The 24,882-nt window shown below is 70.3% G+C and carries 20 protein-coding genes; 8 read left to right on the top strand and 12 right to left on the bottom strand.

The window, feature by feature from the left end:
* Window positions 1-576 precede the first annotated feature (576 nt).
* Window positions 577-1,905, bottom strand: coding sequence for an NYN domain-containing protein (locus ACJX2R_RS15990; RefSeq protein ID WP_413100647.1), 1,329 nt, complete (start codon window positions 1,903-1,905; stop codon window positions 577-579).
* Window positions 1,906-2,208: 303 nt separating this feature from the next.
* Between ACJX2R_RS15990 and ACJX2R_RS15995 the strand changes: the two genes are divergently transcribed.
* Window positions 2,209-2,388, top strand: a complete 180-nt coding sequence (locus ACJX2R_RS15995) for a hypothetical protein (RefSeq protein WP_262701392.1) — start codon at window positions 2,209-2,211, stop codon at window positions 2,386-2,388.
* 158 nt (window positions 2,389-2,546) lie between these two features.
* On the opposite strand, the gene dnaE is transcribed toward ACJX2R_RS15995, so the two are convergent.
* Complete coding sequence (gene dnaE, locus ACJX2R_RS16000) at window positions 2,547-6,092, bottom strand: DNA polymerase III subunit alpha (RefSeq protein WP_413100648.1); 3,546 nt, start codon at window positions 6,090-6,092, stop codon at window positions 2,547-2,549.
* 214 nt (window positions 6,093-6,306) lie between these two features.
* On the opposite strand from dnaE, the gene ACJX2R_RS16005 reads away from it, so the two are divergent.
* The 5 genes from ACJX2R_RS16005 to ACJX2R_RS16025 all read left to right on the top strand — a co-directional run bounded on the left by ACJX2R_RS16005 (window position 6,307) and on the right by ACJX2R_RS16025 (window position 12,148).
* A complete protein-coding gene (locus ACJX2R_RS16005) occupies window positions 6,307-7,632 on the top strand; it encodes a DUF2252 domain-containing protein (protein WP_262701394.1) in 1,326 nt (441 codons plus the stop codon).
* A 93-nt stretch (window positions 7,633-7,725) separates the two neighbouring features.
* On the top strand, window positions 7,726-8,700 hold the full coding sequence (locus tag ACJX2R_RS16010) for a thioredoxin domain-containing protein (RefSeq protein WP_413100649.1): 975 nt from the start codon (window positions 7,726-7,728) through the stop codon (window positions 8,698-8,700).
* A gap of 83 nt (window positions 8,701-8,783) precedes the next feature.
* Window positions 8,784-9,464, top strand: a complete 681-nt coding sequence (locus ACJX2R_RS16015; protein WP_413100650.1) for a hypothetical protein — start codon at window positions 8,784-8,786, stop codon at window positions 9,462-9,464.
* Between the two features lie 63 nt (window positions 9,465-9,527).
* Window positions 9,528-10,355 carry a thioredoxin domain-containing protein gene (locus tag ACJX2R_RS16020; protein ID WP_413100651.1) on the top strand — a complete coding sequence of 276 codons (828 nt, stop codon included), beginning with the start codon at window positions 9,528-9,530 and terminating at the stop codon, window positions 10,353-10,355.
* Window positions 10,356-10,516: 161 nt separating this feature from the next.
* On the top strand, window positions 10,517-12,148 hold the full coding sequence (locus tag ACJX2R_RS16025) for an alkaline phosphatase D family protein (RefSeq protein ID WP_413100652.1): 1,632 nt from the start codon (window positions 10,517-10,519) through the stop codon (window positions 12,146-12,148).
* 43 nt (window positions 12,149-12,191) lie between these two features.
* Here ACJX2R_RS16025 and ACJX2R_RS16030 read toward each other — a convergent pair whose 3' ends face one another.
* A complete protein-coding gene (locus ACJX2R_RS16030) occupies window positions 12,192-12,782 on the bottom strand; it encodes a dienelactone hydrolase family protein (RefSeq protein WP_413100653.1) in 591 nt (196 codons plus the stop codon).
* Window positions 12,783-12,914: 132 nt separating this feature from the next.
* Between ACJX2R_RS16030 and ACJX2R_RS16035 the strand changes: the two genes are divergently transcribed.
* Window positions 12,915-14,054 carry a mechanosensitive ion channel family protein gene (locus ACJX2R_RS16035; protein ID WP_413105869.1) on the top strand — a complete coding sequence of 380 codons (1,140 nt, stop codon included), beginning with the start codon at window positions 12,915-12,917 and terminating at the stop codon, window positions 14,052-14,054.
* A gap of 47 nt (window positions 14,055-14,101) precedes the next feature.
* Here the strand turns inward: ACJX2R_RS16035 and ACJX2R_RS16040 are convergent, their stop codons facing one another.
* The 4 genes from ACJX2R_RS16040 to ACJX2R_RS16055 form a co-directional block, all read right to left on the bottom strand.
* A complete protein-coding gene (locus ACJX2R_RS16040) occupies window positions 14,102-14,566 on the bottom strand; it encodes a GNAT family N-acetyltransferase (RefSeq protein ID WP_413100654.1) in 465 nt (154 codons plus the stop codon).
* Complete coding sequence (locus ACJX2R_RS16045) at window positions 14,563-15,504, bottom strand: RluA family pseudouridine synthase (protein WP_413100655.1); 942 nt, start codon at window positions 15,502-15,504, stop codon at window positions 14,563-14,565. Before ACJX2R_RS16045 ends, ACJX2R_RS16040 begins: the two co-directional genes overlap by 4 nt.
* Window positions 15,505-15,588: 84 nt before the next feature.
* Window positions 15,589-16,176 carry a signal peptidase II gene (lspA, locus tag ACJX2R_RS16050; RefSeq protein WP_262701402.1) on the bottom strand — a complete coding sequence of 196 codons (588 nt, stop codon included), beginning with the start codon at window positions 16,174-16,176 and terminating at the stop codon, window positions 15,589-15,591.
* A gap of 70 nt (window positions 16,177-16,246) precedes the next feature.
* The gene (locus tag ACJX2R_RS16055; RefSeq protein ID WP_413100656.1) at window positions 16,247-16,987 is read right to left on the bottom strand and encodes a TraR/DksA family transcriptional regulator; all 741 of its coding nucleotides are present in this window, start codon (window positions 16,985-16,987) and stop codon (window positions 16,247-16,249) included.
* 596 nt (window positions 16,988-17,583) lie between these two features.
* Between ACJX2R_RS16055 and ileS the strand changes: the two genes are divergently transcribed.
* Window positions 17,584-20,721 (top strand): isoleucine--tRNA ligase, encoded by a 3,138-nt coding sequence (gene ileS / locus ACJX2R_RS16060; RefSeq protein WP_413100657.1) that lies wholly within the window; start codon window positions 17,584-17,586, stop codon window positions 20,719-20,721.
* Between the two features lie 287 nt (window positions 20,722-21,008).
* Here ileS and ACJX2R_RS16065 read toward each other — a convergent pair whose 3' ends face one another.
* The 5 genes from ACJX2R_RS16065 to pgeF form a co-directional block, all read right to left on the bottom strand.
* The gene (locus ACJX2R_RS16065) at window positions 21,009-22,205 is read right to left on the bottom strand and encodes a DivIVA domain-containing protein (RefSeq protein WP_413100658.1); all 1,197 of its coding nucleotides are present in this window, start codon (window positions 22,203-22,205) and stop codon (window positions 21,009-21,011) included.
* Between the two features lie 49 nt (window positions 22,206-22,254).
* A complete protein-coding gene (locus ACJX2R_RS16070; protein WP_014060001.1) occupies window positions 22,255-22,551 on the bottom strand; it encodes a YggT family protein in 297 nt (98 codons plus the stop codon).
* An 82-nt stretch (window positions 22,552-22,633) separates the two neighbouring features.
* Window positions 22,634-23,254 (bottom strand): cell division protein SepF, encoded by a 621-nt coding sequence (locus ACJX2R_RS16075; RefSeq protein WP_030831675.1) that lies wholly within the window; start codon window positions 23,252-23,254, stop codon window positions 22,634-22,636.
* A 123-nt stretch (window positions 23,255-23,377) separates the two neighbouring features.
* The gene (locus ACJX2R_RS16080) at window positions 23,378-24,097 is read right to left on the bottom strand and encodes a YggS family pyridoxal phosphate-dependent enzyme (RefSeq protein ID WP_413100659.1); all 720 of its coding nucleotides are present in this window, start codon (window positions 24,095-24,097) and stop codon (window positions 23,378-23,380) included.
* A 3-nt stretch (window positions 24,098-24,100) separates the two neighbouring features.
* Window positions 24,101-24,841 carry a peptidoglycan editing factor PgeF gene (pgeF, locus tag ACJX2R_RS16085; protein WP_413100660.1) on the bottom strand — a complete coding sequence of 247 codons (741 nt, stop codon included), beginning with the start codon at window positions 24,839-24,841 and terminating at the stop codon, window positions 24,101-24,103.
* Window positions 24,842-24,882 lie beyond the last annotated feature (41 nt).

Here is a 24,882-nt window from a genome sequence, read left to right on the forward strand (position 1 = left end):
AGGCGGAGCCCTCACAGGGACCCGAACACAAAGCGCCCGCCCGAGACCCGAAACAAAGCCCCCACCCGGGACCCGAAACAAAGCGCCCACCCAGGACCCGAGGCAAAGCCCCCGCCCGGGACCCGAAACAAAGCCCCCACCCGGGACCCGAAACAAAGCCCCCACCCGGGACCCGAAACAAAGCCCCCACCCGGGACCCGAGGCAAAGCCCCCACCCGGGACCCGAAACAAAGCCCCCACCCGGGACCCGAGGCAAAGCCCCCACCCGGGGCCTGGGGCGGAGCCCACCACGCGGCCGAGCCGCATATCGAAACTGCGGGAAGGGGCGGAGCCCGAGTCCGGGGGCTGGGGCGGAGCCCCAGTTTCGGGAAGGGGCGGGGAGGGGAACAAGGCCCACCCCCTCCCGCGGCACGCCGACGCGGCGGACACCCGCGCACATCCGGGCCGTCCAGCCCGGGACCTGGGGCGGAGCCCCCCACACAGCGGAGCCGCGCAGCGACGCTACGGGAGCAACGCTGCGGGACGGGCGGGGCGGGGAGCAGGGCCGCCGCAGGCGGCACCACCCGCCGGATGCCCCTAGCCGCCGGTCTGGGCGTGTTCCGCCGCCGAGCGGAGGTCGATCTCGCGCCAGAAGCCCGCCCGGATCGCATAGCGGTCGTGCTCGTCGATCTGGTCGTCCTTGTGGGCCAGCAGCCCGAAGCGGGCCGCGTAGCGCAGCAGTTCACCGTCGATGCGGTGCGGGATGCGGGGGTACTCCGTGGAGAGCTGCTGGAGGTGGCCCGAATCGGCGAGCCGGTCGGTCCAGCGGCGGGCGAAGACCTGGCCGACCTCGAACGGGTCGCCACTGACCGCGGTGATGTCCTCCTCGCGGTCGGCCCAGCGCTGCTCGGCGCTGGTGAGCTGGGCCAGCATGGGGAGGTTGGCGGTCTCCGGCGGCTCCCCCACCCCGGAGCCGGGCCCCCGGTCGATCCAGCCCTTGTCGGAGGACCAGCGCAGCGTGGCACCGGCCGGCTGCCGGTCCGCCTGGCCGCCGGGCCCGGCGGGACCGGCGGGCCCGCGGCCCAGGTCGGCGAGGTCCTTGGGGGTGGGTACGCCCTTGGCCGCGGCCCCCGCCGCGACGTCCGCGCCCGCCTCGGCGGCCGCGGCGGCGGGACGGCCGGGGGCGGCGGCCGGGCCGGTCACATCGGTGCCGGGCCGGGCGGCGCCGTTACGGCCGGGGGCCGCCTCCGCCGCGCCGGGCGACGCCGCCGCGGCGGCAGCGGCAGCGGCCGCCGTGGCGGTCTCCGGCAGCGGGGCGGAGAGAATGGCCGCGATCTCCGGGCGCGGCTCGGAGACGGGCGCACAGGGCCCGGGAAGCTCCTTGGCGCGCACCGCCCGGGTGATCCAGGCGCGGTCCAGGACGCGCCGCTCATCGGCCTCGGCCACGAGGTCCTCGGACTGGTTGTAGTCGCCGTCGGCGGCCTGCACCGCCCAGAGGTGGACGGCGACGCCGTGCTCCTTGGCCGACATCAGCCCGGGCAGCAGATCCCCGTCGCCGGTGACGAGGACGATGTCGGAGCAGGCCCGGTTGCGGGCGAGCTCGGTGAGCTCGGCGTGCATGGCGGCGTCCACGCCCTTCTGGGCCCAGCGGCCGTCGCTGCGGGTGAGCGCGCCGAGCCGCACGGTCACCCGGGGCATCACGCGCAGCCGCCGGTGCTCGGGCTGGGGTACGCGGTCGGGGGCGCCGTCGAACCAGTAGATCCGCAGCAGCGGGCGCTCGGTCTCGGCCTCGGCCCGCTCCCGCAGGCCCTGGATGAGGGTCGCGTGGTCAACGGAAATACGCGATCGGGCGGGCTCCCCGGCCAGCAGGCTCGCGGCGGCGCCCAGCAGGTACCCGGCGTCCACCAGGACGACGCAGCGGTCCACGTTCCACCCTCTTCCCTGACGAATCCAGTCCTCGGTCGCCCCCCGCGCACAGCCGTCCCCGGATGCGGTCTTTCGGCTTTCCTTCGAGTCTGCCCGACCGTGCGGGGGTTATCAGTCCGAACTGGATCACCGGCGTGGCGGATACGGCTTACCCGCCAAGACCCCCCTTCTCACTCACCGTAATTGCCCGAAATGCACGGGTCACCGCGGCATGTCACTGTTCTTCCCGAAGGGCTTCTTCCGAAGGGCATCTCCCGGAAGGCCCTGCACCGGGGGGCTGATCCCAACTGGAGGAACACCACCATGGGCAAGAACAAGAACCGCGATCGCAAGCAGCAGCAGGAGCGGCGTCAGGAGCGCGGCATGGCCGACCGCCCCGCCGACCAGCAGTCCTCGATGGACGCGCAGTCGCAGGCGATGCGGTCGGAGGGCAGCCCCTCGGCGCCGCGCAAGGACCGGCAGAAGAGCTTCGGCCACAACTGACGCACCGCGCACCGGCGCTGGGCCACCGCGGCGGCAGGCCGTGTGACATGGCCACAAGGGGCGCGCCCGACACGGGCGCGCCCCTTGGACGTTATTTCATCGCCTTCGTCAGCGCCGGGCGGTCACCCGGCCGGGCAGGAAGCCCCCAACTGCGGCGGTCACCCGGCCAGGCAGGACGCCCCCAACAGCACCTTGAGATCCCCGAAGAGGGCCGGGTCGGCGGTGACGCGGTGCCGGTCGAGCCGCAGCACGGTGGTCTTCCGCGCCCCCTGGAGCTTGATCCGCACCTCGGTGGAGCCGCGGTGGTGGGTGAGCACCTCGCCCAGCTTCTCGACCAGCGGCGGGGTGACCTTGACCGTGGGAATGGTGATCGTCACGGGCGCGTTGGCGCCCGCCTCGGACAGATCGGGGACCATCAGCTCCATGGCGACCAGCCGGGGCACGTCCTCGCGCTTGTCCAGCCGACCCTTGACGAAGACGACCACGTCCTCGATCAGCTGGGTGGAGACCAGCTGATAGGTGGCCGGGAAGAACATGCACTCGATGGAGCCGGCCAGGTCTTCCACGGTGGCGATGGCCCAGGCGTTCCCCTGTTTGGTCATCTTGCGCTGGAGACCGGAGATGATGCCGCCGATGGTGACGATCGCGCCGTCCGCGTGCTCACCGCCGGTGAGCGCGGAGATCGCGGCATCCGCCTTCTCGTTCAGCACATGCTCGATGCCGAACAGCGGATGGTCGGAGACATACAGGCCCAGCATCTCCCGCTCCTGGGCCAGCAGATAGCTCTTGTCCCATTCGACGTCCGCGAACTCGACGTCGAGCCCGAAGCCAGGCCCGTCGCCGTCCCCGCTGTCGCCGCCCATGCCGCCGAAGAGGTCGAACTGCCCCTCGGCCTCCTTGCGCTTGACCGCGACCACATTGTCGATCAGGGCTTCGTAGTGTGCCGTGAGCCCCTTACGGGTGTGGCCCATCTCGTCGAAGGCGCCCGCCTTGATCAGCGATTCGGTGGTGCGCTTGTTGCAGACGACCGCCTCGACCTTGTCCAGGTAGTCCGGGAACGAGGTGTACTTCCCCTTGGCCTTACGGCCGCGGATGATCGCCTCCACCACGTTCTGACCGACGTTACGGACCGCCGTGAGACCGAAGAGGATCACATCGTCACCCTGGGCGGTGAAGTTGGCCTCGGACTCATTGACGTTCGGCGGCAGCACCTTGATGCCCATGCGGCGGCATTCGTTCAGATAGACCGCCGACTTGTCCTTGTCGTCGCGGACCGAGGTGAGCAGCGCCGCCATGTACTCGGCGGGGTAGTTGGCCTTGAGGTACGCGGTCCAGTAGGTGACCAGGCCGTACGCGGAGGAGTGCGCCTTGTTGAACGCGTATCCGGCGAACGGGACCAGGACGTCCCACACCGCCTGGATGGCCTCGTCGGAGTAGCCGCGCTCGCGGCAGCCCTTCTGGAAGGGCACGAACTCCTTGTCGAGGACCTCCTGCTTCTTCTTGCCCATCGCGCGGCGCAGCAGGTCGGCCTGTCCGAGCGAGTAGCCCGCGAGCACCTGGGCGGCCTTCTGCACCTGCTCCTGGTACACGATGAGGCCGTAGGTGATGCCCAGGACCTCCTTGAGCGGCTCCTCCAGCTCGGGGTGGATCGGGGTGATCTCCTGCTGGCCGTTCTTCCGCAGCGCGTAGTTGATGTGCGAGTTCATGCCCATCGGGCCCGGCCGGTAGAGGGCCGAGACGGCGGAGATGTCCTCGAAGTGGTCGGGCTTCATCATGCGCAGCAGGGAGCGCATGGGGCCGCCGTCGAACTGGAAGACGCCCAGGGTGTCACCGCGGCAGAGCAGTTCGAAGGTCTTGGGGTCGTCCAGGGACAGATCGAGCATCTTCAGGTCGACGCCCTTGTTGGCGCGCACCATCTTGACGGCGTCGTCCATGATGGTGAGGTTGCGCAGGCCCAGGAAGTCCATCTTCAGCAGGCCGAGCGACTCACAGGTGGGGTAGTCCCACTGGGTCACGACCTGGCCGTCGTTCTTCGGCGAGAAGACGGGCACATGGTCGGTGACCGTCTCGCTGGACATGATCACGCCGGCCGCGTGCACGCCCATCTGCCGGACCAGGCCCTCGATTCCGCGCGCGGTGTCGATGACCTTCTTCACATCCGGCTCGTTCTCGTACATCCCGCGCACCTCGCCCGCCTCGCTGTAGCGGGGGTGCTTCTCGTCGGTGATGCCGGAGAGCGGGATGCCCTTGCCGAGGACGTCGGCGGGCATGGCCTTGGTGATGCGGTCGCCCATCGCGTACGGATAGCCGAGGACCCGGGCGGAGTCCTTGATGGCGTTCTTGGCCTTAATAGTGCCGTACGTACCGATCTGGGCGACCTTGTCGGCGCCGTACTTCTCGGTCACGTACCGGATGACCTCACCGCGCCGACGCTCGTCGAAGTCGATGTCGACATCGGGCATGGACACACGCTCGGGGTTGAGGAACCGCTCGAAGATCAGCCCGTGCTCGACCGGGTCGAGGTCGGTGATGCCCAGGGCGTACGAGACGATCGAACCGGCCGCGGAGCCTCGGCCGGGGCCCACCGCGATGCCGTTGTTCTTGGCCCACATGATGAAGTCCGCGACCACGAGGAAGTACCCCGGGAACCCCATCTGGATGATGACGTCCATCTCGTACTCGGCCAGCTTCTGCCGGTCCTCGGGGACGCCGCCGGGGAAGCGCTGGGCCATCCCCTTGCGGACCTCCTCCTGGAACCAGGTGACCTCGGTGTACCCCTCGGGCACGTCGAACCGCGGCATCAGGTCGCGCTTTTCGAACCAGCCGTTGTTGTCGATCTGCTCGGCCACCAGGAGGGTGTTGCGGCACCCCTCCTGCCAGGCGTCCGAGGAGTCGATGGCGTACATCTCGTCGGTGGACTTGAGGTAGTAGCCGGTGCCGTCGAAGCGGAAGCGGTCCGGGTCGGAGAGGTTCTTGCCGGTCTGGACGCACAGCAGCGCGTCGTGCGCCACGGACTCGCGGGAGTAGGTGTAGTGCGAGTCATTGGTGACCAGCGGCGGGATGTCCAGCTTCTTGCCGATCTCCAGCAGCCCGTCCCGGACCCGGCGCTCGATCTCGATGCCGTGGTCCATCAGCTCCAGGAAGTACCGCTCCTTGCCGAAGATGTCCTGGTACTCGGAGGCGGCCTTGAGGGCCTCGTCGAACTGGCCGAGCCGCAGCCGGGTCTGGAGCTCGCCCGAGGGGCAGCCGGTGGAGGCGATCAGGCCCTCGGACCACTGGGCGATGGTCTCCTTGTCCATCCGCGGCCACTTGACGAAGTAGCCCTCCATATAGGCGTCCGAGGAGAGCCGGAAGAGGTTGTGCAGACCGGTCTTGTTCGACGCCCAGATGGTCTTGTGGGTGTAACCACCGGAACCGGAGACGTCATCGCGCTTCTGGTGCGGCTGGCCCCACTGGACACGCCGCTTGTAGCGCCGCGACTCGGGGGCCACATACGCCTCGATGCCGATGATCGGGGTGATCCCCGCGCTCGTCGCCTGCTGATAGAAGTCGTACGCGCCGTGGAGGTTGCCATGGTCGGTCATGGCGATGTGGGTCATGCCCATCTCATTGCACGCGTTGAACATGTCCTTGAGCCGCGCCGCACCGTCCAGCAGCGAGTACTGGGTATGGACATGCAGGTGCGTGAAGGGCGGCTTGGTCACGGTGGAAGACCTCCGGCGAACAATCGATGACGGCAGGGCGAGACAGCTCCGAAGGTTACCCCTCCGCACTGACAACGGCCGGGCACTCGCGAGTAGCCTCAGGCGTTGATCCCGACGGGTCATCCGGTCTTCCCGCGCACCCGGCGAGACGGAACATACCCTGTCGTATCCGCACCACCGATCATCTCTCTCATGCCCCAGGAGGCGTTCCGCGATGTCGACCCAGCAGACCCAGGCGGAACAGCGCGGCGAGCACATCCTCGCCGTATTCGACACCGCCTTCGGCGAGCTGCTCGCCGCCGACCCGGCCGCCTTCCGCGTCAAGTTCCGGAAGATGGCCGCCTCGGCGTTCGCGTTCTACCGCGGTACCGCCTGCCTGTTCTATTCCGATGTGGAGCGGGAGCGCTCCGGCGGGCCGTACCTGGACGACCGCACCAGCCGGGTGTGGATCCACGGCGACCTCCACGCCGAGAACTTCGGCACCTACATGGACGCCAACGGCCGGCTGATCTTCAATGTGAACGACTTCGACGAGGCGTACGTCGGCCCCTTCACCTGGGACCTCAAGCGCTTCGCCGCGTCCGTGGCGCTCATCGGCTACACCAAGGCGCTCAGCGACGAGAAGATCACCGAGCTGGTGCGGACGTACGCCGGCGCCTACCGCGAGCGCGTCCACGCCCTGGCCACCGGCGCCAAGAACGACGAGGTGCCGCCCTTCACCCTGGAGACCGCGGAGGGCCCGCTGCTGGACGCGCTGCGCGACGCCCGCTCGCTGACCCGCTTCGGGCTGCTGGACTCGATGACCGAGATCCGCGACTTCGAGCGCCGCTTCACGGCCGGCGGCGGGTCCATCGAGCTGGACGCGGCCACCCGCTACAAGGTCCTGGCCGCCTTCGACGGCTATCTGGAGACGCTCCCCGAGTCCAGTCTCTCGCGCCCGGACTCCTACCGCGTCAAGGACGTGGTGGGCCGCCGGGGCATCGGCATCGGCAGCGCCGGGCTGCCCTCGTACAACATCCTTCTGGAGGGCAACAGCGACGCCCTGGAGAACGATGTGGTGATCTACATGAAGCAGGGGCAGACCCCGGCGGTCTCCCGGCACATCACCGATGAGCAGGTGCGGTCGTACTTCCACCACGAGGGCCACCGCACGGTGATCTCCCAGCGTGCGCTCCAGGCCCACGCCGACCCGTGGCTGGGCTGGACCGAGCTGGACGGGGCGGGGCAGTTGGTCGCCGAGGTGTCGCCGTACGCGGTGGACCTGGACTGGTCCGACATCGACGACCCGGCCGAGATCGCGGCCGTCGTGGCCGACCTGGGCCGGGCCACGGCCACCATGCACGCGGCCGCGGACGACCAGAGCGGCCACTCGCTGGTGCCGTTCTCCACCGAGCGGGCCATCGACGCGGTGATCGCCGCCGACGAGGACGGCTTCGCCGAGCTCCTGGTGGACTTCGCGCACTCCTACGGTGCGCGCGCCCGCGCCGACCACCAGATCTTCGTGGACCTCTTCCGCAACGGCCGCATTCCCGGCCTCTGATCGCCTCCCCCGGGGGGCGCCCCGTCCCCCGGGGCCGTTGATCGTCACCCCGGCCATGGCCGGGGTGCGCCCGCCCCCCTATCGTTGTCTGTCATGTGGCCTGGACAGCAGCCGCCGGGGGGCGAGCGAGACCCGCAGCAGAATCCGTACCAGCAGCCGGGTCATCCGCCGCCCCCGGATCAGCCTCCGGGCTTCCCGTCCGCTCCCCCGCCGCCCCAGGGCCCACCGCCCGGCCCGGGTGGCGGGCCCTGGGGCGGCGCTCCCGCACCGGCGGACCGGCAGCGCAAGGGCGGCCTTACAGCCGTCATCGCGGTGGCGGCCGCCGCCGCGGTGGTCGCGGGCGTCCTCGTGTTCACGGATGACGACCAGGGCTCCCGGGTCGGCGCGTCGGACGATGTCGTCCAGGGCCCGCCGGGCTCGGGCGGTTCCGGGGACCCGGACGGCTCCGGTGGCTCACAGGGCCCGGGAAACCTCGTCACGCCCGCCCACAGCTCCGGGCCGAGCGGCACCACCGTGGTGATCGGCGAGGCCGATGCCGAGCACACCCTCGACGTCTACGAGGATCTGCGCTGCCCGCCGTGCGCCTCCTTCGACCAGGCGGTCGGGCCGACCATCGCCAAGGACATCAAGGCCGGCAAGTACAAGGTCTCGTTCCACTTCGCCGCCATCCTCGACAAGAGCATGGGCGGCAGCGGCTCCGCGAACGCCCTGAGCGCCCTCGGGGCGGCGCTGGACGTGAGCACCGACACCTTCCTCGACTACAAGGCCGCCCTGATGTCGTCGAAGAACCACCCCGAGGAGAGCAAGGACTCCTACGCCGACGACGACCGGCTGCTGGCCGTCTCCCAGGAGGTGTACGCGCTCAAGACGAACGCCTCCTTCCGGGAGGCTCTGCGCGAGGGCACCTACGACCCGTGGGCGAAGAAGATGATCGCCGACTTCGACGCCTCCGGGGTGAACGGCACCCCCACCGTCAAGCTCGACGGCTCCCAGCTGACCGGCGGCGGCTCCACCCCCGCGACCGCGGCGGAGTTCACGGAAGCGGTGAACAAACAGCTCAAGGGGTGAACCAGCAGGTCAGGCGGGGTAGCCAAGCGCCGGGCCGACTCTTCACATGGTCCCTACAGCCGTTCATGGCAGAATTCGAAGTCATGGATGGCACCGGACCGCAGCTGAGGGCAGTGCGCGCGGCGCTCTTCACGGCGCTGTGCGTCACGCTGTCCTCGGCTTCGCATGTCCTGCTGTCGCGGGCCCCGCTTCCGCTGGGCACCGTCGCCGCGCTCGCGGTGGCCGTCTTCGCCGTCGCGTACGCCCTCGCGGGCCGGGAGCGGGGCTTCTGGTCCATAGCGGCCCTGATGATCCCCCTGGAGCTGGCCGCCGACACGATCTTCACCACCGGCCAGCAGGCGTGTTACGGACAGTCCGGCGGCCCGGTGGCGGGCTCCCTGCGCTCCATGGGGGTCACCGTGCTGTGTGGCGGTGGCGACCTCGGCGGTCCGCTGCCCGGGGTCTCCCAGAACGGCGTCGCCACCCCGCTGGCGGCCGCCGTGAGCACCGCCACCCCCTGGCTGCTGCTCGCCGCGCATATCGCGGTGGGTCTGATCGCCTCGGCCTGGCTGCGGCGCGGCGAGGCCGCCCTGAGCCGTCTGCTGGCCTCCGTGGCCGCCTTCGCCTTCCGGCCGCTGCTGCTGGCCGTCGCGGTCCACGCGGCGGTCCTGCTGCCCCACCGCCGGGCCCCGCGGCCCGTACGGCCGGTGCGCCCGGCGCCCGCCCTCCCTCTCCTCGTGCACTCCGTGGTGCGTCGTGGACCGCCCCGCTCGGCCGCTGCCTGAGCACAGCGCTCCACACCCTCGTACGCATCACTGACGACGCACACCCACGGAGATCGAACCATCATGAGCAATCGCAACAGCCAGCAGAACAAGCAGGCCGCGCGCGAACGGCTGCGCGCCGAGCGCGAGCGCCAGGCCAAGAAGGACCGGATGCGGCGCCAACTGTTCGTCGGCGGCGCCGTCGTCGCGGTCCTCGCGATAGCCGGCGGCATCGGCTACGCCGTCACCAACATGAGCTCGGACAACCCCAACGAGAAGTGGCGGGCGGCGGCCGAGAAGAAGACGTTCGCCAAGCCCGCCAACGCCACCGGCCCCCAGGGCACGACGGTCGTCATCGGCGACAAGAAGGCCAAGAACACCCTGCACGTCTACGAGGACATGCGCTGCCCGGTCTGCGCCCAGTTCGAGAAGTTCACCGGCCCGACCGTGCTCAAGGACATCAAGGACGGCACCTACAAGGCGCAGTTCACCATGGGCACCTTCCTCGACGACAACAAGCAGCAGCCCGGCGCCGGGTCGAAGAACGCGCTGAGCGCGCTCGGCGCGGCCCTCAACGTCAGCCCGCAGGCGTTCCTGGACTACAAGGAGGCGCTGTACGCGCCGAAGAACCACCCGCAGGAGACCGATGACGCCTTCGCGAACGACCAGAAGCTGATCGACGTCGCACAGCAGGTCAAGGAGCTGAAGGGCAACACGGCCTTCGAGAAGGCCGTGAAGAACGGCACCTACGACCGGTGGGCGCTGGCCATGTCCAAGTCGTTCAACGACACCAAGGACGTCGACGCCACCCCGTCCTTCAAGATGAACGGGAAGAAGCTGATGGTGGGCCAAAACCCGCCGATGACCCCGGACCAGTTCACCCCGCTCGTCAAGCAGAACCTCAAGAAGTAACGTCCGGCCCTTCTCAGGCCGAGTCGGCGGGCGTGCCCTCGAGGGCGCGCCCGCCGACGGCGTTATGGCCCGGTGCCGTTGGTGACCTGGCGGCGACGGGTGGGCGAACATCCCCCAAGTCCCCTGTCCGCGCGGGCTACTTGTCAGTAATCTCCTCGGCCGTGACCGACCTCCACATATCGCGCCGAAGCGCCGTCACGGCCGCGGCGGCCGCCGCCGCCCTGCTGCCCCTCGTCCCGGGCCCCACCGCCACCGCCGCCTCCGGGCCCGCCTTCCTGCACGGCGTCGCCTCGGGCGACCCGCTGCCCGACGGGATCCTGCTGTGGACCCGTATCACGCCCGCCCCCGACGCCGTGCCCGGCTCGGGGCTCGGGCCCGCCGTCGAGGTGACCTGGGAGGTCGCCGAGGACCGGGACTTCCGCTCGGTCGTCGCCCACGGCACCGTCAAGGCCGCCGCCCAGACCGACCACACCGTCAAGGCCGATGTGCGCGGGCTGCGGCCCGCCACCGGTTACTTCTACCGCTTCGGCGTGGACGGCGGCGTCCGCTCCCCCGTGGGGCGCACCCGCACCGCCCCCGCGCACGACGCGGCGACCGAGGGGGTGCGCTTCGGCGTGGTCTCCTGCGCCAACTGGGAGGCGGGCTGGTTCTCCCCGTACCGCCATCTGGCCGCCCGCACCGATCTGGACGCGGTGCTCCATCTGGGCGACTACATCTACGAGTACAAGAGCGGCGAATACCCGGAGGCCAGGTACGTCGTCCGTCCGCACGCCCCCACCCACGAGATCGTCGCACTCGCCGACTACCGCGTCCGGCACGGGAACTACAAGACCGACCCCGACGCCCAGGCGCTGCACGCCGCGCTCCCCCTGATCGCGATCTGGGACGACCACGAGTTCGCCAACGACGCCTGGTCCGGCGGGGCGGAGAACCACACGCCCGGCACCGAGGGGGCGTGGGCCCAGCGGGTGACCGCCGCCAAGCAGGCGTACTTCGAGTGGATGCCGGTGCGCCCCTCCACCCAGGGCACCACCTACCGGCGGCTGCGCTACGGCAGCCTGGCCGAACTCCACCTGCTCGACCTGCGCTCGTTCCGCTCCCAGCAGGCGGCCACCGGCAGCGGGGACGTGGACGACCCGGAGCGCACCCTGACCGGGCGCGCCCAGCTCGACTGGCTGAAGTCGGGCCTGACCGCCTCGGACACCACCTGGCGGCTGGTGGGCAACTCGGTGATGATCTCACCGGTCGCCTTCGGGGCCCTCCCCGCCGAGCTGCTGGGCCCGCTGGCCGAGTTGCTGGGGCTGCCCAAGGGCGGGCTGGCCATCAACACCGACCAGTGGGACGGCTATACGGACGACCGGCGCGAGCTGCTCGCCCACCTCACCGCCCACGGGATCGGCAATACGGTCTTCCTCACCGGTGACATCCATATGGCGTGGGCCAACGACGTACCGGTGAAGGCCGCCACCTATCCGCTCTCCCGGTCGGCCGCGACCGAGTTCGTGGTCACCTCGGTGACCTCGGACAACCTCGACGATCTGCTGCATGTGGCGCCGCAGACGGTGTCCCTGGCGGCGGCCGCCGCGATCAGGGCCGCCAACCGCCATGTGAAGTGGGTGGACATGGACTCACACGGCTACGGCGTGCTCGATGTCACCCCGCGGCGGGCCCAGATGGACTACTACACCGTCTCCGACCGGACCGATCCGCACGCCACGAGCGCCTGGACGCGGTCGTACCGCACCCAGGCGGGCAGCCAGAAGATCGAGCGCGCCGACGCGCCCGTGCGCTAGAGACTCGCCCCGTGCGTTAGAGACTCGCCCGTGCGCCAAGGGCTCAGAGGCTCGCCAGGAAGCCGAGCGCCACCCGCCAGGTGGCCTCGGCGGCCTCCTTGTCGTAGTCCGGCAGCTCGGGGTCGGTGAAGATGTGCCCGGCCCCGCCGTAGCGGAAGACCTCCACATCGGCACCGGCCCGCCGCATCCGCAGGTACCAGGCGTTGAGCCAGTCGTGCGGCTCGAACGGGTCGGGGTCGGCCACATGGAGCTGCACCGGCAGGTCGTCGGCCGCGGCGTCGTCGGCGATGTCCGAGGTGCCGTGCAGCAGGAGCAGTCCGCGCGCCTTGTCGTCGGCCAGCGCCAGGTTCTGCGCGAGGGAGCCGCCGAGCGAGAACCCGGCGTAGACCAGCCCGCGGTCCGAGTACGGAGCGGCGGCGGCGATGGCCCGTTTCAGCAGCTCGTCCCGGCCGATCCGCTCCTTGATCACCATGCCGTCCTCGACGGTCTCGGCGGTCTGCCCCTCGTACAGGTCCGGCACGACCACCTCATGCCCGGCCGCGCGCAGCCGGTCGGCCGCCTCGTGGACGGCGGGCCGCAGTCCGTACGCGGAGTGGAACAGCACAATCGTCGAGGTATCGGCCACCGCCGTCACTTTCCTTCCCGTTTCACTTTCCGTGGATCGCCCCCTCCTATCGTGCCAGTCACAGTCTGAGGACACCGGATCCGGGGAAGGCGGCACAGGACGCCCTGGAGTCTCCCCTGGGGAAGGATGAGGTAGGTGTCCATGGAGGACGTGCTGCGTCCGCTCATCGTCATCGGCGGCTCACTGGCAATCACGCTGTTCATCGGCTGGGCCGTCGACTGGCTGCTGCGGAGGGTCGACGCCCGGCATCCCGAGACCCCCCTGTGGGGCCATCTGCGCCGCTGCCGGCTCCCTCTTCAGGTGACCGTGTGCACGGCGTTGCTGAGCGGTTCGTACGACAAGACCGAGGCGAGGGTCGTCAAGGAGCACGGGTCGGCGATCGGCCAGTTGCTCGCGCTGGTGCTCATCGCGGCCACGGCGTGGCTCATGGTGCGGGTCTCCTCGGCCGTGGTGGAGTCCTCCTACTTCCGCTACGCCTCCTCCAGCGCGCACGACCCCGCGCGGGTGCGCCGGGTGCGCACCCAGGTGACGCTGATCCAGCGGGTGGTGGCCGCGATCGTCGGCGTGGTGGCGGCCTCCGCCATGCTGCTGACCTTCCCGACCATGCGCACGGTCGGCACCTCCATGCTGGCCTCCGCCGGGATCCTCGGGGTGGTCGCCGGTGTGGCCGCCCAGTCCACGCTGGGGAACCTCTTCGCGGGGCTCCAGATCGCCTTCGGCGACATGGTGCGGATCGGCGACACGGTGGTCGTGGACGGCGAGTGGGGCACGGTCGAGGAGATCACGCTGACCTTCCTGTCCGTACGGACCTGGGACGAGCGCCGGATCACCATGCCGGTGTCGTACTTCACCAACAAGCCGTTCGAGAACTGGTCACGCGGCGGCACCCAGAAGGTGGCCACGGTCTTCTTCCACCTGGACCACACCGCGCCGATCGAGGAGATGCGGGAGCACCTGCGCGAGATCGTGCAGAAATCCCCGGCCTGGGACGGCCGGGACTGGAATCTGGTGGTGACGGACACCACCCCGAGCACCATCCTGGTGCGGGCGCTCATCACGGCGCGGGACCCGGACGACGCGTGGACCGTGCGCTGTGAGGTGCGCGAGAAGATGATCACCTGGCTGCGGGACGCCCATCCGTACGCCCTGCCGCGGATCGCCACCGCCCCGGCCGCGCAGGCCCCGCAGGCGCTGTTGGAGAGCGAGCGCCGCCGTGAGCGCCACGATCACTTCGCCCGCTTCGAGGAAGGGCTGCGCAAGGACGCCCGGCACCCACGGTGAGCCCGGCGGCGCGCCGCTACAGCGACCGCCGCATCGCTCGCCAGTCGCTACAGCGACCGTCGCATCGCCCGGTGCGGGATGCCGCTGCCCTCGTCGAACTCGGGGCCGAACGCCTCGTAGCCCAGCCGCTCGTAGAAGCCGAGCGCATGGGTCTGGGACTCCAGATAGACCTCGGCCAGACCGCGCCGGTGGGCCTCCGCCTCGACGGCCCGGACCAGCTCGGCCCCCAGCCCCGTGCCCCGCGCCGCGCGGGCCACCGCGAGGCGGCCGAGCACGGCGGTGGTGGCGCCGTCGACACCCGCGCGGCCGTACTTCTTGTCCGCGGCCGCGCCGTGCAGAAAGCGGACGGTGCCCACCGGGCGGCCCCCGTCGTCGGTGGCCAGGAGGTGGACGGCGTGCGCGTCGTACGCGTCCATCTCCTCTTCCTCGGGGATCCGCTGCTCCACCACGAAGACCTCGCGGCGGACCGCGAAACAGCCGGAGAGGTCCCCGTCGGTCACGACCTCGATCACGCGCTCTCCGCCTTCACGATGTCCAGCGCCCCGCGCAGGTCGTCCGGGTAGCGGCTCTCGAACTCGACCCATCCGCCGTGCGCGGGGTGCTCGAAGCCGAGCCGCACGGCGTGCAGCCACTGCCGGGTCAGCTTCAGCCGCTTGGCGAGCGTCGGGTCCGCGCCGTAGGTGAGGTCGCCGACGCAGGGGTGGCGGTGGGCCGCCATGTGCACCCGGATCTGGTGGGTGCGGCCGGTCTCCAGCTTGATGTCCAGCAGGCTCGCGGCCCGGAACGCCTCGATGAGGTCGTAGTGGGTGACGCTCGGCTTGCCGTCCGCGGTCACCGCCCACTTGTAGTCGTGCTGAGGATGGCGGCCGATCGGGGCGTCGATGGTGCCGCTCAGCGGGTCCGGGTGGCCCTGGACCAGCGCGTGGTAGCGCTTGTCCACGGTGCGCTCGCGGAACTGCTGCTTGAGCACGGAGTACGCGAGCTCGGACTTGGCGACGACCATCAGCCCGGAGGTGCCGACGTCCAGCCGGTGCACGATCCCCTGGCGCTCGGCGGCGCCCGAGGTGGAGACCCGGAAACCGGCGGCGGCGAGCCCGCCGATCACGGTGGGGCCGCTCCAGCCGGGGCTGGGGTGGGCGGCGACGCCGACCGGCTTGGAGACGACCACGATGTCCTCGTCGTCGTGCACGATCTCCATGCCCTCGACGGGCTCGGCGACGATCCGCACCGGCGGCGCGGCCTGCGGCATCTCGACCTCGAGCCAGGCACCCCCGGAGACCCGGTCGGACTTCCCGGCGACACTGCCGTCGAGCTGCACCTTTCCGGCGGCGGCGAGCTCGGCCGCCTTGGTCCGGGAGAAACCGAACATACGGGCGATCGCGGCGTCGACGCGCTCGCCCTCCAGACCGTCCGGTACGGGCAGGGTGCGGATCTCGGGAATCGTACTCACCCGACGAGTATGCCGGACCGGGAGCACCGGTTCGTACGCCCGTCGGATACGCCCTCCCGGGGACCGGACCGGTGTCGGCCCCGGTCAGTCCTTGTGGACCGTGCCGTCCGGGTCCAGACCGCGGAAGGACAGGATCACGATCAGGAAGCCACCGCACACGATGGCCGAGTCGGCGAGGTTGAAGACCGCGAAGTGGGAGGGCGCGATGAAGTCGACGACCGCCCCCTGGAAATCCCCGGGCGCCCGGAAGACCCGGTCGGTGAGATTGCCGAAGGCGCCGCCGAGCAGCAGCCCGAGCGCGATGGCCCAGGGCAGGCTGTGGAGCTTGCGGGCCAGCCGCGCGATCACCACGATGACGCCGACCGCGATCACCGTGAAGACGATGGTCATGGCCTCGCCGAAGCCGAACGCGGCCCCCCGGTTGCGGATCACCTCGAACTGGAGCCAGGTGCCGATCACCTCCACCGGAGCGTGGTGCTCCAGCTTCGCGACCACGGCCAGCTTGCTGGTCAGATCGATCAGATAGGCCAGCGCCGCGACCGCGAGGAGCACCCCGACACGCCGCTTCCCCCTGTCCGGCGCGGCCTCACCGGATCCGGCGGCGCTGGTCCCGGCGCCCCCCTCTGCCTTCCCCGCGTCCGGCGTACCGATGGCCTGCTCCGCCTCTGTCACGTGAGTCCCTCAACCTCGTGAGTCTGTCTCCCCCTGTGAGGGACGAGGGTACGGCACACGCGTACGGGCGTCAGCGCCGCTCCTGGCGCTGCTTGCACTCGACACACAGCGTGGCCCGGGGGAACGCCTGCATCCGCGCCTTGCCGATCGCGTTGCCACAGCTCTCGCACAGCCCGTACGTCCCGGTGTCCAGCCGATCCAGGGCCCGCTCGGTCTGGAGCAGCATCTCGCGGGCGTTTCCGGTCAGGGCCATCTCATGCTCGCGGGTGATGTTCTTGGTGCCGGTGTCGGCCTGGTCGTCGCCCGCGCCGTCGCCGGAATCGCGCATCAGCCCGGTGATCGCCTCCTCGGAGGCGAGGATCTCGGTGCGCAGCCGGCCGGCCTCGGTCAGCAGCCCGGCGCGCGCCTCGTCCACCTCCTCGGCCGACCAGGGGTCCTCGCCCGGCCGGACCGCGAGCTCGCCGGGGTCGACGAGGGCGCCCGCCGCACGGGCCTTGGGCAGGGGCGGCGCGGTCGTCGTGGCCTTCTTGCCAGTCGGCGCACCACCCGAGGTTTTCTTCGCAACCACTTTCCTGGCTCCCGTCTTCTTCGCGGGCACCGCCTTGTCGGCGGGCGCGGCCTTCTTGGCGGGCGTCTCCGACTTCTTCTTCGGTGCGCTCTTCTTCGCCGCCTTGGCGGCGCCTTGCGCGGCGGCCCTGCCGGGTGCCGCGGTCTCGTTGACGGCCTTCTTGCCCGAGGCGCTCTTCTTGCCGGGCGCGGCCTTCGTCGCCTTCGCCGTGCTCTTCCGCACGGTGGTCTTTCTCGCCACCATGGCCGCGGCCCCTTCACATATTGTGATCTTGCGCGCGAATCGTTCCGGAACGATAAATCGACTCCGGGCGGGCGGCAACGGGGCACGCCGCCCGATTCGCCCGGCTTGCCCGTACGACAACCCGGTCTCCACCGTTGTGCCCCACTCCGCCTCCGGTAATCCGTCCGGGATCCGATACCCGGGGGTGACCCAGCGTGACCATCCGGATCGCGGCCCCCGGCGTCCGGCCATCCGGGTCAGTCGCCGGACCCGGGCGTCCCCCACTCGGCGTAGCGCCTTATTCGGTCGGCCCCGGCCTCCCCGGCCCCGTACACTGGGGCGCAGCGAAAGGCGTGGATGGGGACGAGTAGCGTCGCAGGCGGCCCAGAGCGACCCGGGGACGGTGTGAGCCCGGGGGCGAGCGCGATGTGAAGGATCACCCCGGAGCCGCCGGAAGAACGCCCGCACTGGGTCAGTAGAACCGGCATCGCGATCCCAATGAGGGGGCCGGGAGCCAGCCGCTGCCGGCCAAGGAGGGTGGTACCGCGGGAGCGCACGGCTCTCGTCCCTCCGACGGAAACGAAGAGCACGTGTCCGCCGGAGGAAGAAGAGCCCCGATGACGCCGCAGTACCGCCAGGTGCCCGCCCAGGTCGACCTGCCCGCCCTCGAGCACGCCGTGCTCGACTTCTGGCGGGAGAACAAGATCTTCGCCCGTAGCCTCGAGCAGTCCGAGGGGCGGCCCGAGTGGGTCTTCTACGAGGGCCCCCCGACCGCGAACGGCATGCCGGGCGCCCACCACATCGAGGCCCGCGTCTTCAAGGACGTCTTCCCGCGCTTCCGCACCATGCGGGGCTACCACGTCGACCGTAAGGCGGGCTGGGACTGTCACGGCCTGCCGGTCGAGCTGGCGGTCGAGAAGGAGCTGGGCTTCAACGGCAAGAAGGACATCGAGGCGTACGGCATCGCCGAGTTCAACGCCAAGTGCCGGGAGTCCGTCACCCGGCACACCGACGCCTTCGCCGAGCTCACCACCCGGATGGGGTTCTGGACCGACCTCGACGGCGCCTACTGGACCATGAACCCCGGGTACATCGAGTCGGTGTGGTGGTCCCTGAAGGAGATCTTCAACAAGGGGCTGCTGGTCCAGGACCACCGGGTCGCCCCCTGGTGCCCGCGCTGCGGCACCGGGCTGTCCGACCACGAGCTGGCCCAGGGCTATGAGACGGTCGTCGACCCCTCGGTCTTCGTGCGCTTCCCGCTGACCTCGGGCCCGCTGGCGGGCGAGGCGGCGCTGCTGGTGTGGACGACCACACCCTGGACCCTGGTCTCCAACACCGCCGTGGCCGCGCACCCGGAGGTGCGCTATGTGGTCGCCACCAACGGCGAGGAGAAGCTGGTCGTCGCCGAGCCGCTGGTCGAGAAGGCGCTCGGCGAGGGCTGGACGGTCACCGGCGAGTCCTTCACCGGGGCCGAGATGGAGCGCTGGAGCTATCGGCGCCCCTTCGAGCTGGTGGAGATCCCCGACGCCCACTTCGTCGTCAACGCCGACTATGTGACGACCGAGGACGGCACCGGTCTGGTCCACCAGTCCCCCGCCTTCGGTGAGGACGACCTGCTGACCTGCCGGGCCTACGGGCTGCCGGTGGTCAACCCGGTCCGCCCGGACGGCACCTTCGAGGAGGGCCTGGACCTGGTCGGCGGCCAGTTCTTCAAGAAGGCCGACGAGGCGCTGACGGCGGACCTCAAGGAGCGCGGGCTGCTGTTCCGGCACGTGCCGTACGAGCACAGCTACCCGCACTGTTGGCGCTGCCACACGGCGCTGCTCTACTACGCCCAGCCGTCCTGGTACATCCGCACCACCGCGATCAAGGACGCGCTGCTGCGGGAGAACGAGAAGACCAACTGGTATCCCGAGTCGGTCAAGACCGGTCGCTATGGCGACTGGCTCAATAACAACATCGACTGGGCGCTGTCGAGGAACCGCTACTGGGGCACCCCGCTGCCCATCTGGCGCTGCGCCGAGTCCCATCTCACCTGCGTCGGCTCCCTCGCCGAGCTCTCCGAGCTGACCGGCACCGACCAGAGCGGTCTGGACCCGCACCGGCCGTACATCGACGCGGTCACCTTCACCTGCACCGCCGACGGCTGCTCGCTGACGGCCGAGCGGGTGCCCGAGGTCATCGACGCCTGGTACGACTCGGGCTCGATGCCGTTCGCCCAGTACGGCTACCCGTACCGCAACAAGGAGCTCTTCGAGCGGCGCTACCCGGCGCAGTTCATCTCCGAGGCCATCGACCAGACCCGCGGCTGGTTCTACACGCTCATGGCGGTCGGCACGCTCGTCTTCGACAGGTCCTCGTACGAGAACGTGGTCTGCCTCGGTCACATCCTGGCCGAGGACGGCCGGAAGATGTCCAAGCACCTGGGCAACATCCTTCAGCCGATCCCGCTGATGGATCAGCACGGCGCGGACGCGGTGCGCTGGTTCATGGCCGCGGGCGGCTCGCCGTGGGCGGCCCGCCGGGTGGGCCACGGCACCATCCAGGAGGTCGTGCGCAAGACGCTGCTCACCTACTGGAACACCGTCGCCTTCCAGGCGCTGTACGCCCGCACCTCGGGCTGGGCCCCGTCCGCGGCCGACCCGGCCCCGGCCGAGCGGCCGCTGCTGGACCGGTGGCTGCTGGGCGAGCTGGGCACGCTCACCGAGCAGGTCACCGAGTCCCTGGAGGCGTACGACACCCAGCGCGCCGGAAAGCTGCTGTCGGCGTTCGTCGACGACCTGTCCAACTGGTACGTGCGCCGGTCGCGCCGCCGCTTCTGGCAGGGCGACGCCGCCGCGATGCGCACCCTCCACGACGTCATCGAGACGGTCACCCGGCTGATGGCACCCCTGGTGCCCTTCATCACCGAGCGGGTCTGGCAGGACCTGGTCGTCCCGGTGAGCCCGGAGGCCCCGGCCTCCGTGCACCTGACCACCTGGCCGGAGCCGGACCGGTCGATGATCGACCCGGCTCTCTCGGAGCGGATGGCGCTCGTGCGGCGCCTGGTGGAACTGGGGCGCGCGACCCGCGCGGAGTCCGGTGTGAAGACGCGCCAGCCGCTGTCGCGCGCGCTGGTCGCCGCCTCCGGCTTCGAAACCCTCGGAGCCGAACTGCGCGCCCAGATCGAGGAGGAGCTGAACGTCTCCTCGCTCGCCTCGCTGAGCGAGGTCGGCGGCTCGCTGGTCGACACGACCGCGAAGGCCAACTTCCGCGCCCTGGGCAAGCGCTTCGGCAAGGGCACCCAGCCGGTCGCCAAGGCGATCGCGGAGGCCGACGCCGCGGCGCTGTCGGTCGCGCTGCGCGAGGGGAACGCGTCGGTCGTGGTGGACGGCGAGACGGTCGCCCTCTCCCCCGACGAGGTCATCATCACCGAGACCCCGCGCGAGGGTTGGTCCGTCGCCTCCGACGCGGGCGCCACGGTCGCCCTCGACCTGGAGATCACCCCGGAGCTGCGGCGCGCGGGGCTCGCCCGTGACGCGATCCGGCTGATCCAGGAGGCCCGTAAGAACAGCGGGCTGGATGTGGCCGACCGGATCGCACTGCGGTGGCAGTCGGCGGACGAGGAGCTGCGTCAGGCTCTCGCCGACCACGCCGAGCTGATCGCGGACGAGGTCCTCGCGACCGACTTCGCCTCCGGCGACGGGGAGGAAGGCTACGGCGACGAGTTCACCGACGCCCCGCTGGGCCTCACCTTCCGCCTCCGCAAGGCGTAACCCCGGCCGGGGGTTTGTTCCCCACCCCGCCCCTCTCCACAACCGGGGCTCCGCCCCGGACCCCGGTCCTCAATCGCCGGACGGGCTGAAATCAGCCCGTCCGGCGATTGAGGACACGCCCGGAGGGCGTCCGGGGGTCCGGGGGCGGAGCCCCTGGTTCGGGAAGGGGCGGGTAGGGAAAAGCCCCCGCAGCCAGCGCGCGCACGGCAAAGGGCCGGGTCCCAGGAGGAGGCTCCTGGGACCCGGCCCTTGTGATTGCCGAACGCTCCGCGCTTACGCGCCCCGCGTCAGTTGTCGTCCTCGTCGATGAGGAAGCCCCGCATCGGGCTCGGCGCCTGCTGCATCGGCTGCGGACTCTGCGGCCGCACCGGTGCCATCGGCTGGGTCATCGCGGGAGACATCTGCTGCTGGCCACCGTAGGACGGCGCTCCGCCGTTCTGGTTGTGGCCGCCCATGGACTGGTTGCCGCCCATCGTGTGGCCACCCATCGTGCCGGCGCCGGCCGAGGCCATGGAGCCGCTCATCGAGGGGGACGGCGGCAGCGACGCGGTTGCCGGGGTGCGCGGCGGGGCGAGCGAGTCGTCGGCCTGGTTCTCCAGCTGGCGCAGCTGGCTCTCCAGGTACGACTTCAACCGCGTGCGGTACTCGCGCTCGAAGCCGCGCAGATCCTCGACCTTGCGCTCGAGCGTGGCGCGAGCGGACTCCAGGGAGCCCATCGCGACACGGTGCTTCTCCTGCGCGTCCCGCTCCAGCGCGTCGGCCTTGGCGCGGGCGTCCCGCTCCAGGCCCTCGGCGCGGCTACGGGCCTCGCCGACGATCTTGTTGGCCTCGGAACGGGCCTCCGCGATCGCCTGGTCGGCGGTCTGCTGCGCGAGCGAGAGCACGCGCGCGGCGCTGTCGCCGCCCGGGCCCTGCCCCGGCTGCGGCAGCTGCGGGCCACCGGGGCCGCCAGGACCGCCGGGGCCACCCGGGCCACCGGGACCGCCCATCGGGCCACCCATGGGCCCGCCGGGACCCATGGGTCCGTTCTGGCCCATCGGGCCGGGTCCGCCCTGCTGCATCGGGCCCGGACCGCCCTGCTGCATCGGACCGGGGCCACCCTGCTGCATCGGCCCGGGGCCGTTCTGGCCCATCGGGCCGGCCGGCAGCTGCGGGGCTCCGCCCGGGAGTTGGGGCGGGCCACCCATCTGCTGCTGGCCGGGCGGCACCGGCTGCTGCGGCGGTCCAGATATGGCGGCGGGCACGGGTGCGCCTGGCCGCTCCTGCTGTTCGGGAGGCTTGCGCATGCCTTGTTGTTGGCTCTGGGCCGCGGCACGTGTCGCGGCGGCCAGTTTGGCGCGCAGATCCTCGTTCTCCCGCAACAGCCGGGTCAGTTCGGCTTCGACCTCGTCGAGGAAGGCATCGACCTCGTCCTCGTCATAGCCTTCTCGGAGGCGGACGGTCGTGAACTGCTTGTTCCGCACGTCCTCGGGGGTCAACGGCATCTCTACTTCACCTCAACGTAGTCGTCGGCAATCGGCAAGACCGTATCGTTCACACCCTGCTCGCAAAATTGCTCACGACGGTGATCAGGATCCAGACGATGATCATCAGCACGAAGAAGGACAGGTCGAGCGCCACACCCCCGAGACGCAACGGCGGAATGAACCGCCGGAGCAGCTTGAGTGGCGGATCGGTCACAGTGTAGGTGGCCTCGAGGATGACCACCATCGCCCTACCGGGTTGCCACGAGCGCGCGAACTGGAAGACGTAGTCCATCACGAGCCTGAAGATCAGCACGATCAGGTAGCAGTAGAGCGCGATGTAGATCACCTGTAGTGCGATGCCCATCCCGCGCGTCCCTCTCCCCTGGTTCGTACTCGGCCTTTCGGCCTCGGATGACTCGGTGTTGCCGGTTTGCCGTTTTTGCGTCTCAGCTCTGGTTGAAGAACCCGCCCTCTGCGATACGGGCCTTGTCCTCCGCCGTGACATCGACGTTAGCAGGAGACAACAGGAACACCTTCTGCGTCACCCGCTCAATGCTCCCATGGAGACCGAACACCAGACCGGCCGCAAAGTCGACAAGTCGCTTCGCATCCGTGTCGTCCATCTCCGTCAGATTCATGATCACGGGAGTGCCCTCACGGAAGTGTTCCCCGATAGTACGGGCCTCGTTGTAGGTCCGGGGGTGCAGCGTGGTGATGCGGTACGGCTCCCGCTCGGACACGACCTTGGGCATGATCACTGGCGCGTTCTTCTCCAAGTTCTGACGTTCAGGTGTGATGGACGCCACGGGGGCAATTCGCGCGGGTCGCCCGGTTTCCACCGCAAGTGGGGCCGGTTCGCGTTGTGCGGGAGGGTGGACGACTCGCACAGATTCGCCCCTTTCCGGCCGCGGTTCGGTCTCCACCACCTGATGCCGCCGACGGTCCCGCTCCCGCTCGGGCTCCGGCTCGGGCTCGAACTCGTCGTCGGGGTCGAATCCCCGGCCGTCGTACCCATCGTCCTCCACGAGGCCGAGGTAGACCGCCATCTTGCGCATCGCGCCGGCCATTTTCTGCGTCCTCCGCTCTGTGGTGGATCGGCTCCGCCACCGGATGCCATGGATCCACGTGGCCCGCCCGCCTTTTGACGGGAATGACCATATTTTCTGCTGTGGTCCGACTTCTTCGCGACGTTACCGGAGCCTGGGTCGGACTCCGAGTACCGCAGTGCCGACGCGCACATGTGTCGCCCCCGCCGCCACCGCTTCCTCCAGGTCCGAGCTCATCCCCGCCGAGACCATGTTCGCAGCCGGATGGGCCACGCGCAGGCGGGATGAGATTTCCATCAGCCGGTCGAACGCCGCCCGCGGCCGCCCCTCGTAGGGACCCGACAACGGGGCGACGGTCATCAGACCGTCGAGCCGGAGCCCTTCGGCCTCGGCCACGGACTCGGCAAGCCGTTCCACTCCGTCCGGCCCAACCCCTCCGCGCTCTCCCCGGTCACTGGAGTCCACGTCGAGCGCGACCTGAATCAGGACGCCCAGTTCCCGCGCGGCCCCCACAGCCGCACGGGAGAGCGCGTCGACCAATCGCTTGCGATCGACAGATTGCACCACATCGGCGTAACTCGATACGGAACGCACCTTATTGGTCTGCAATTGCCCGACAAAGTGCCAGATCAATGGCAGATCCGCGCATTCCGCGGCTTTGGGGGCGGCCTCCTGATCGCGGTTCTCGGCGACATGCCGTACGCCGAGTTCCGCGAGCAAACGGACATCGCTCGCCGGATAGGTCTTGGTGACCACGATCAGGGTCACCTCTTCGCGCTTGCGACCGGCCCCGGCGCAGGCGGCAGAGATACGTTCCTCCACCCGGGCCAGATTCGCGGCCAGTTCCGCCTTGCGATCCGTCACAGCTCAGCCGCCCAACCAGACATAGCTCGCGAGCCGCCCCGTGGTGCGCTCGCGCCGGTACGAGAAGTGGTCCGCCGACTCCAGGGTGCAGATGTGAGATTGTCCATCCATCTCGTCCATCCGCACACCCGTGCATGCCAGTTGGGCCCGAACACCGGCCGCCACATCCACGGCGGGGGTACCCCAGCTGGTTTCGGCCCACGCCTCCGGCACCGTCCGGGCGACGTCGGCGCGCATCTCCGCGGGGACCTCGTAGCAGCGGCCGCAGACCGCGGGACCGGTGCGGGCGACGATCCGGGCGGGCTCGGCGCCCTGTTCGGTCATCGCCTTCACCACCGCCGGGACCACTCCGGCGACCAGTCCCGGCCGCCCGGCGTGGGCGGCGCCGACGACCCCGGCCACCGGATCGGCCAGCAGCACCGGGGTGCAGTCGGCGGTGAGGACGGCCAGGGCGAGGCCCCGACGCCGCGTCACCACCGCGTCCACCGCCGGGATCTCGTCGTCCGGCCACGGTCCGTCGACCACCGCGACGTCCCGGCCGTGCACCTGGTTCATCCAGACGACCGCCGCCGGGTCCAGGCTCATCGCCTTGGCGGCCAGCTCTCGGTTGGTCCGTACGGCCTGGGGGTCGTCGCCGACCGCCCCGCCGAGGTTGAGCTCCTCATACGGAGCGGCGCTCACCCCGCCCCACCGGTCGGTGAAGGCGAAGTGCGCGCCGCTCGCGTCGTGCTGTTGCGCTATCACGTCTGGTTCACTTCAAAGTCGCCGCCGAGCCATACCGGACG

This window comes from Streptomyces sp. Inha503 (assembly GCF_047215865.1).
In the GTDB taxonomy this organism is placed as follows: domain Bacteria; phylum Actinomycetota; class Actinomycetes; order Streptomycetales; family Streptomycetaceae; genus Streptomyces; species Streptomyces lycopersici.

Bases quoted from the DNA above. Each gene is read 5' to 3' on its own strand.
- ACJX2R_RS16020 (WP_413100651.1), top strand. From the start codon at position 9,528: ATGAGCAATCGCAACAGCCAGCAGAACAAGCAGGCCGCGCGCGAACGG.
- ileS (WP_413100657.1), top strand. From the start codon at position 17,584: ATGACGCCGCAGTACCGCCAGGTGCCCGCCCAGGTCGACCTGCCCGCC.
- ACJX2R_RS16070 (WP_014060001.1), bottom strand. From the start codon at position 22,551: ATGGGCATCGCACTACAGGTGATCTACATCGCGCTCTACTGCTACCTG.
- ACJX2R_RS16035 (WP_413105869.1), top strand. From the start codon at position 12,915: ATGGAGGACGTGCTGCGTCCGCTCATCGTCATCGGCGGCTCACTGGCA.
- ACJX2R_RS16075 (WP_030831675.1), bottom strand. From the start codon at position 23,254: ATGGCCGGCGCGATGCGCAAGATGGCGGTCTACCTCGGCCTCGTGGAG.
- ACJX2R_RS16010 (WP_413100649.1), top strand. From the start codon at position 7,726: ATGTGGCCTGGACAGCAGCCGCCGGGGGGCGAGCGAGACCCGCAGCAG.
- ACJX2R_RS16005 (WP_262701394.1), top strand. From the start codon at position 6,307: ATGTCGACCCAGCAGACCCAGGCGGAACAGCGCGGCGAGCACATCCTC.
- ACJX2R_RS16065 (WP_413100658.1), bottom strand. From the start codon at position 22,205: ATGCCGTTGACCCCCGAGGACGTGCGGAACAAGCAGTTCACGACCGTC.
- ACJX2R_RS15995 (WP_262701392.1), top strand. From the start codon at position 2,209: ATGGGCAAGAACAAGAACCGCGATCGCAAGCAGCAGCAGGAGCGGCGT.
- ACJX2R_RS16015 (WP_413100650.1), top strand. From the start codon at position 8,784: ATGGATGGCACCGGACCGCAGCTGAGGGCAGTGCGCGCGGCGCTCTTC.
- ACJX2R_RS16055 (WP_413100656.1), bottom strand. From the start codon at position 16,987: ATGGTGGCGAGAAAGACCACCGTGCGGAAGAGCACGGCGAAGGCGACG.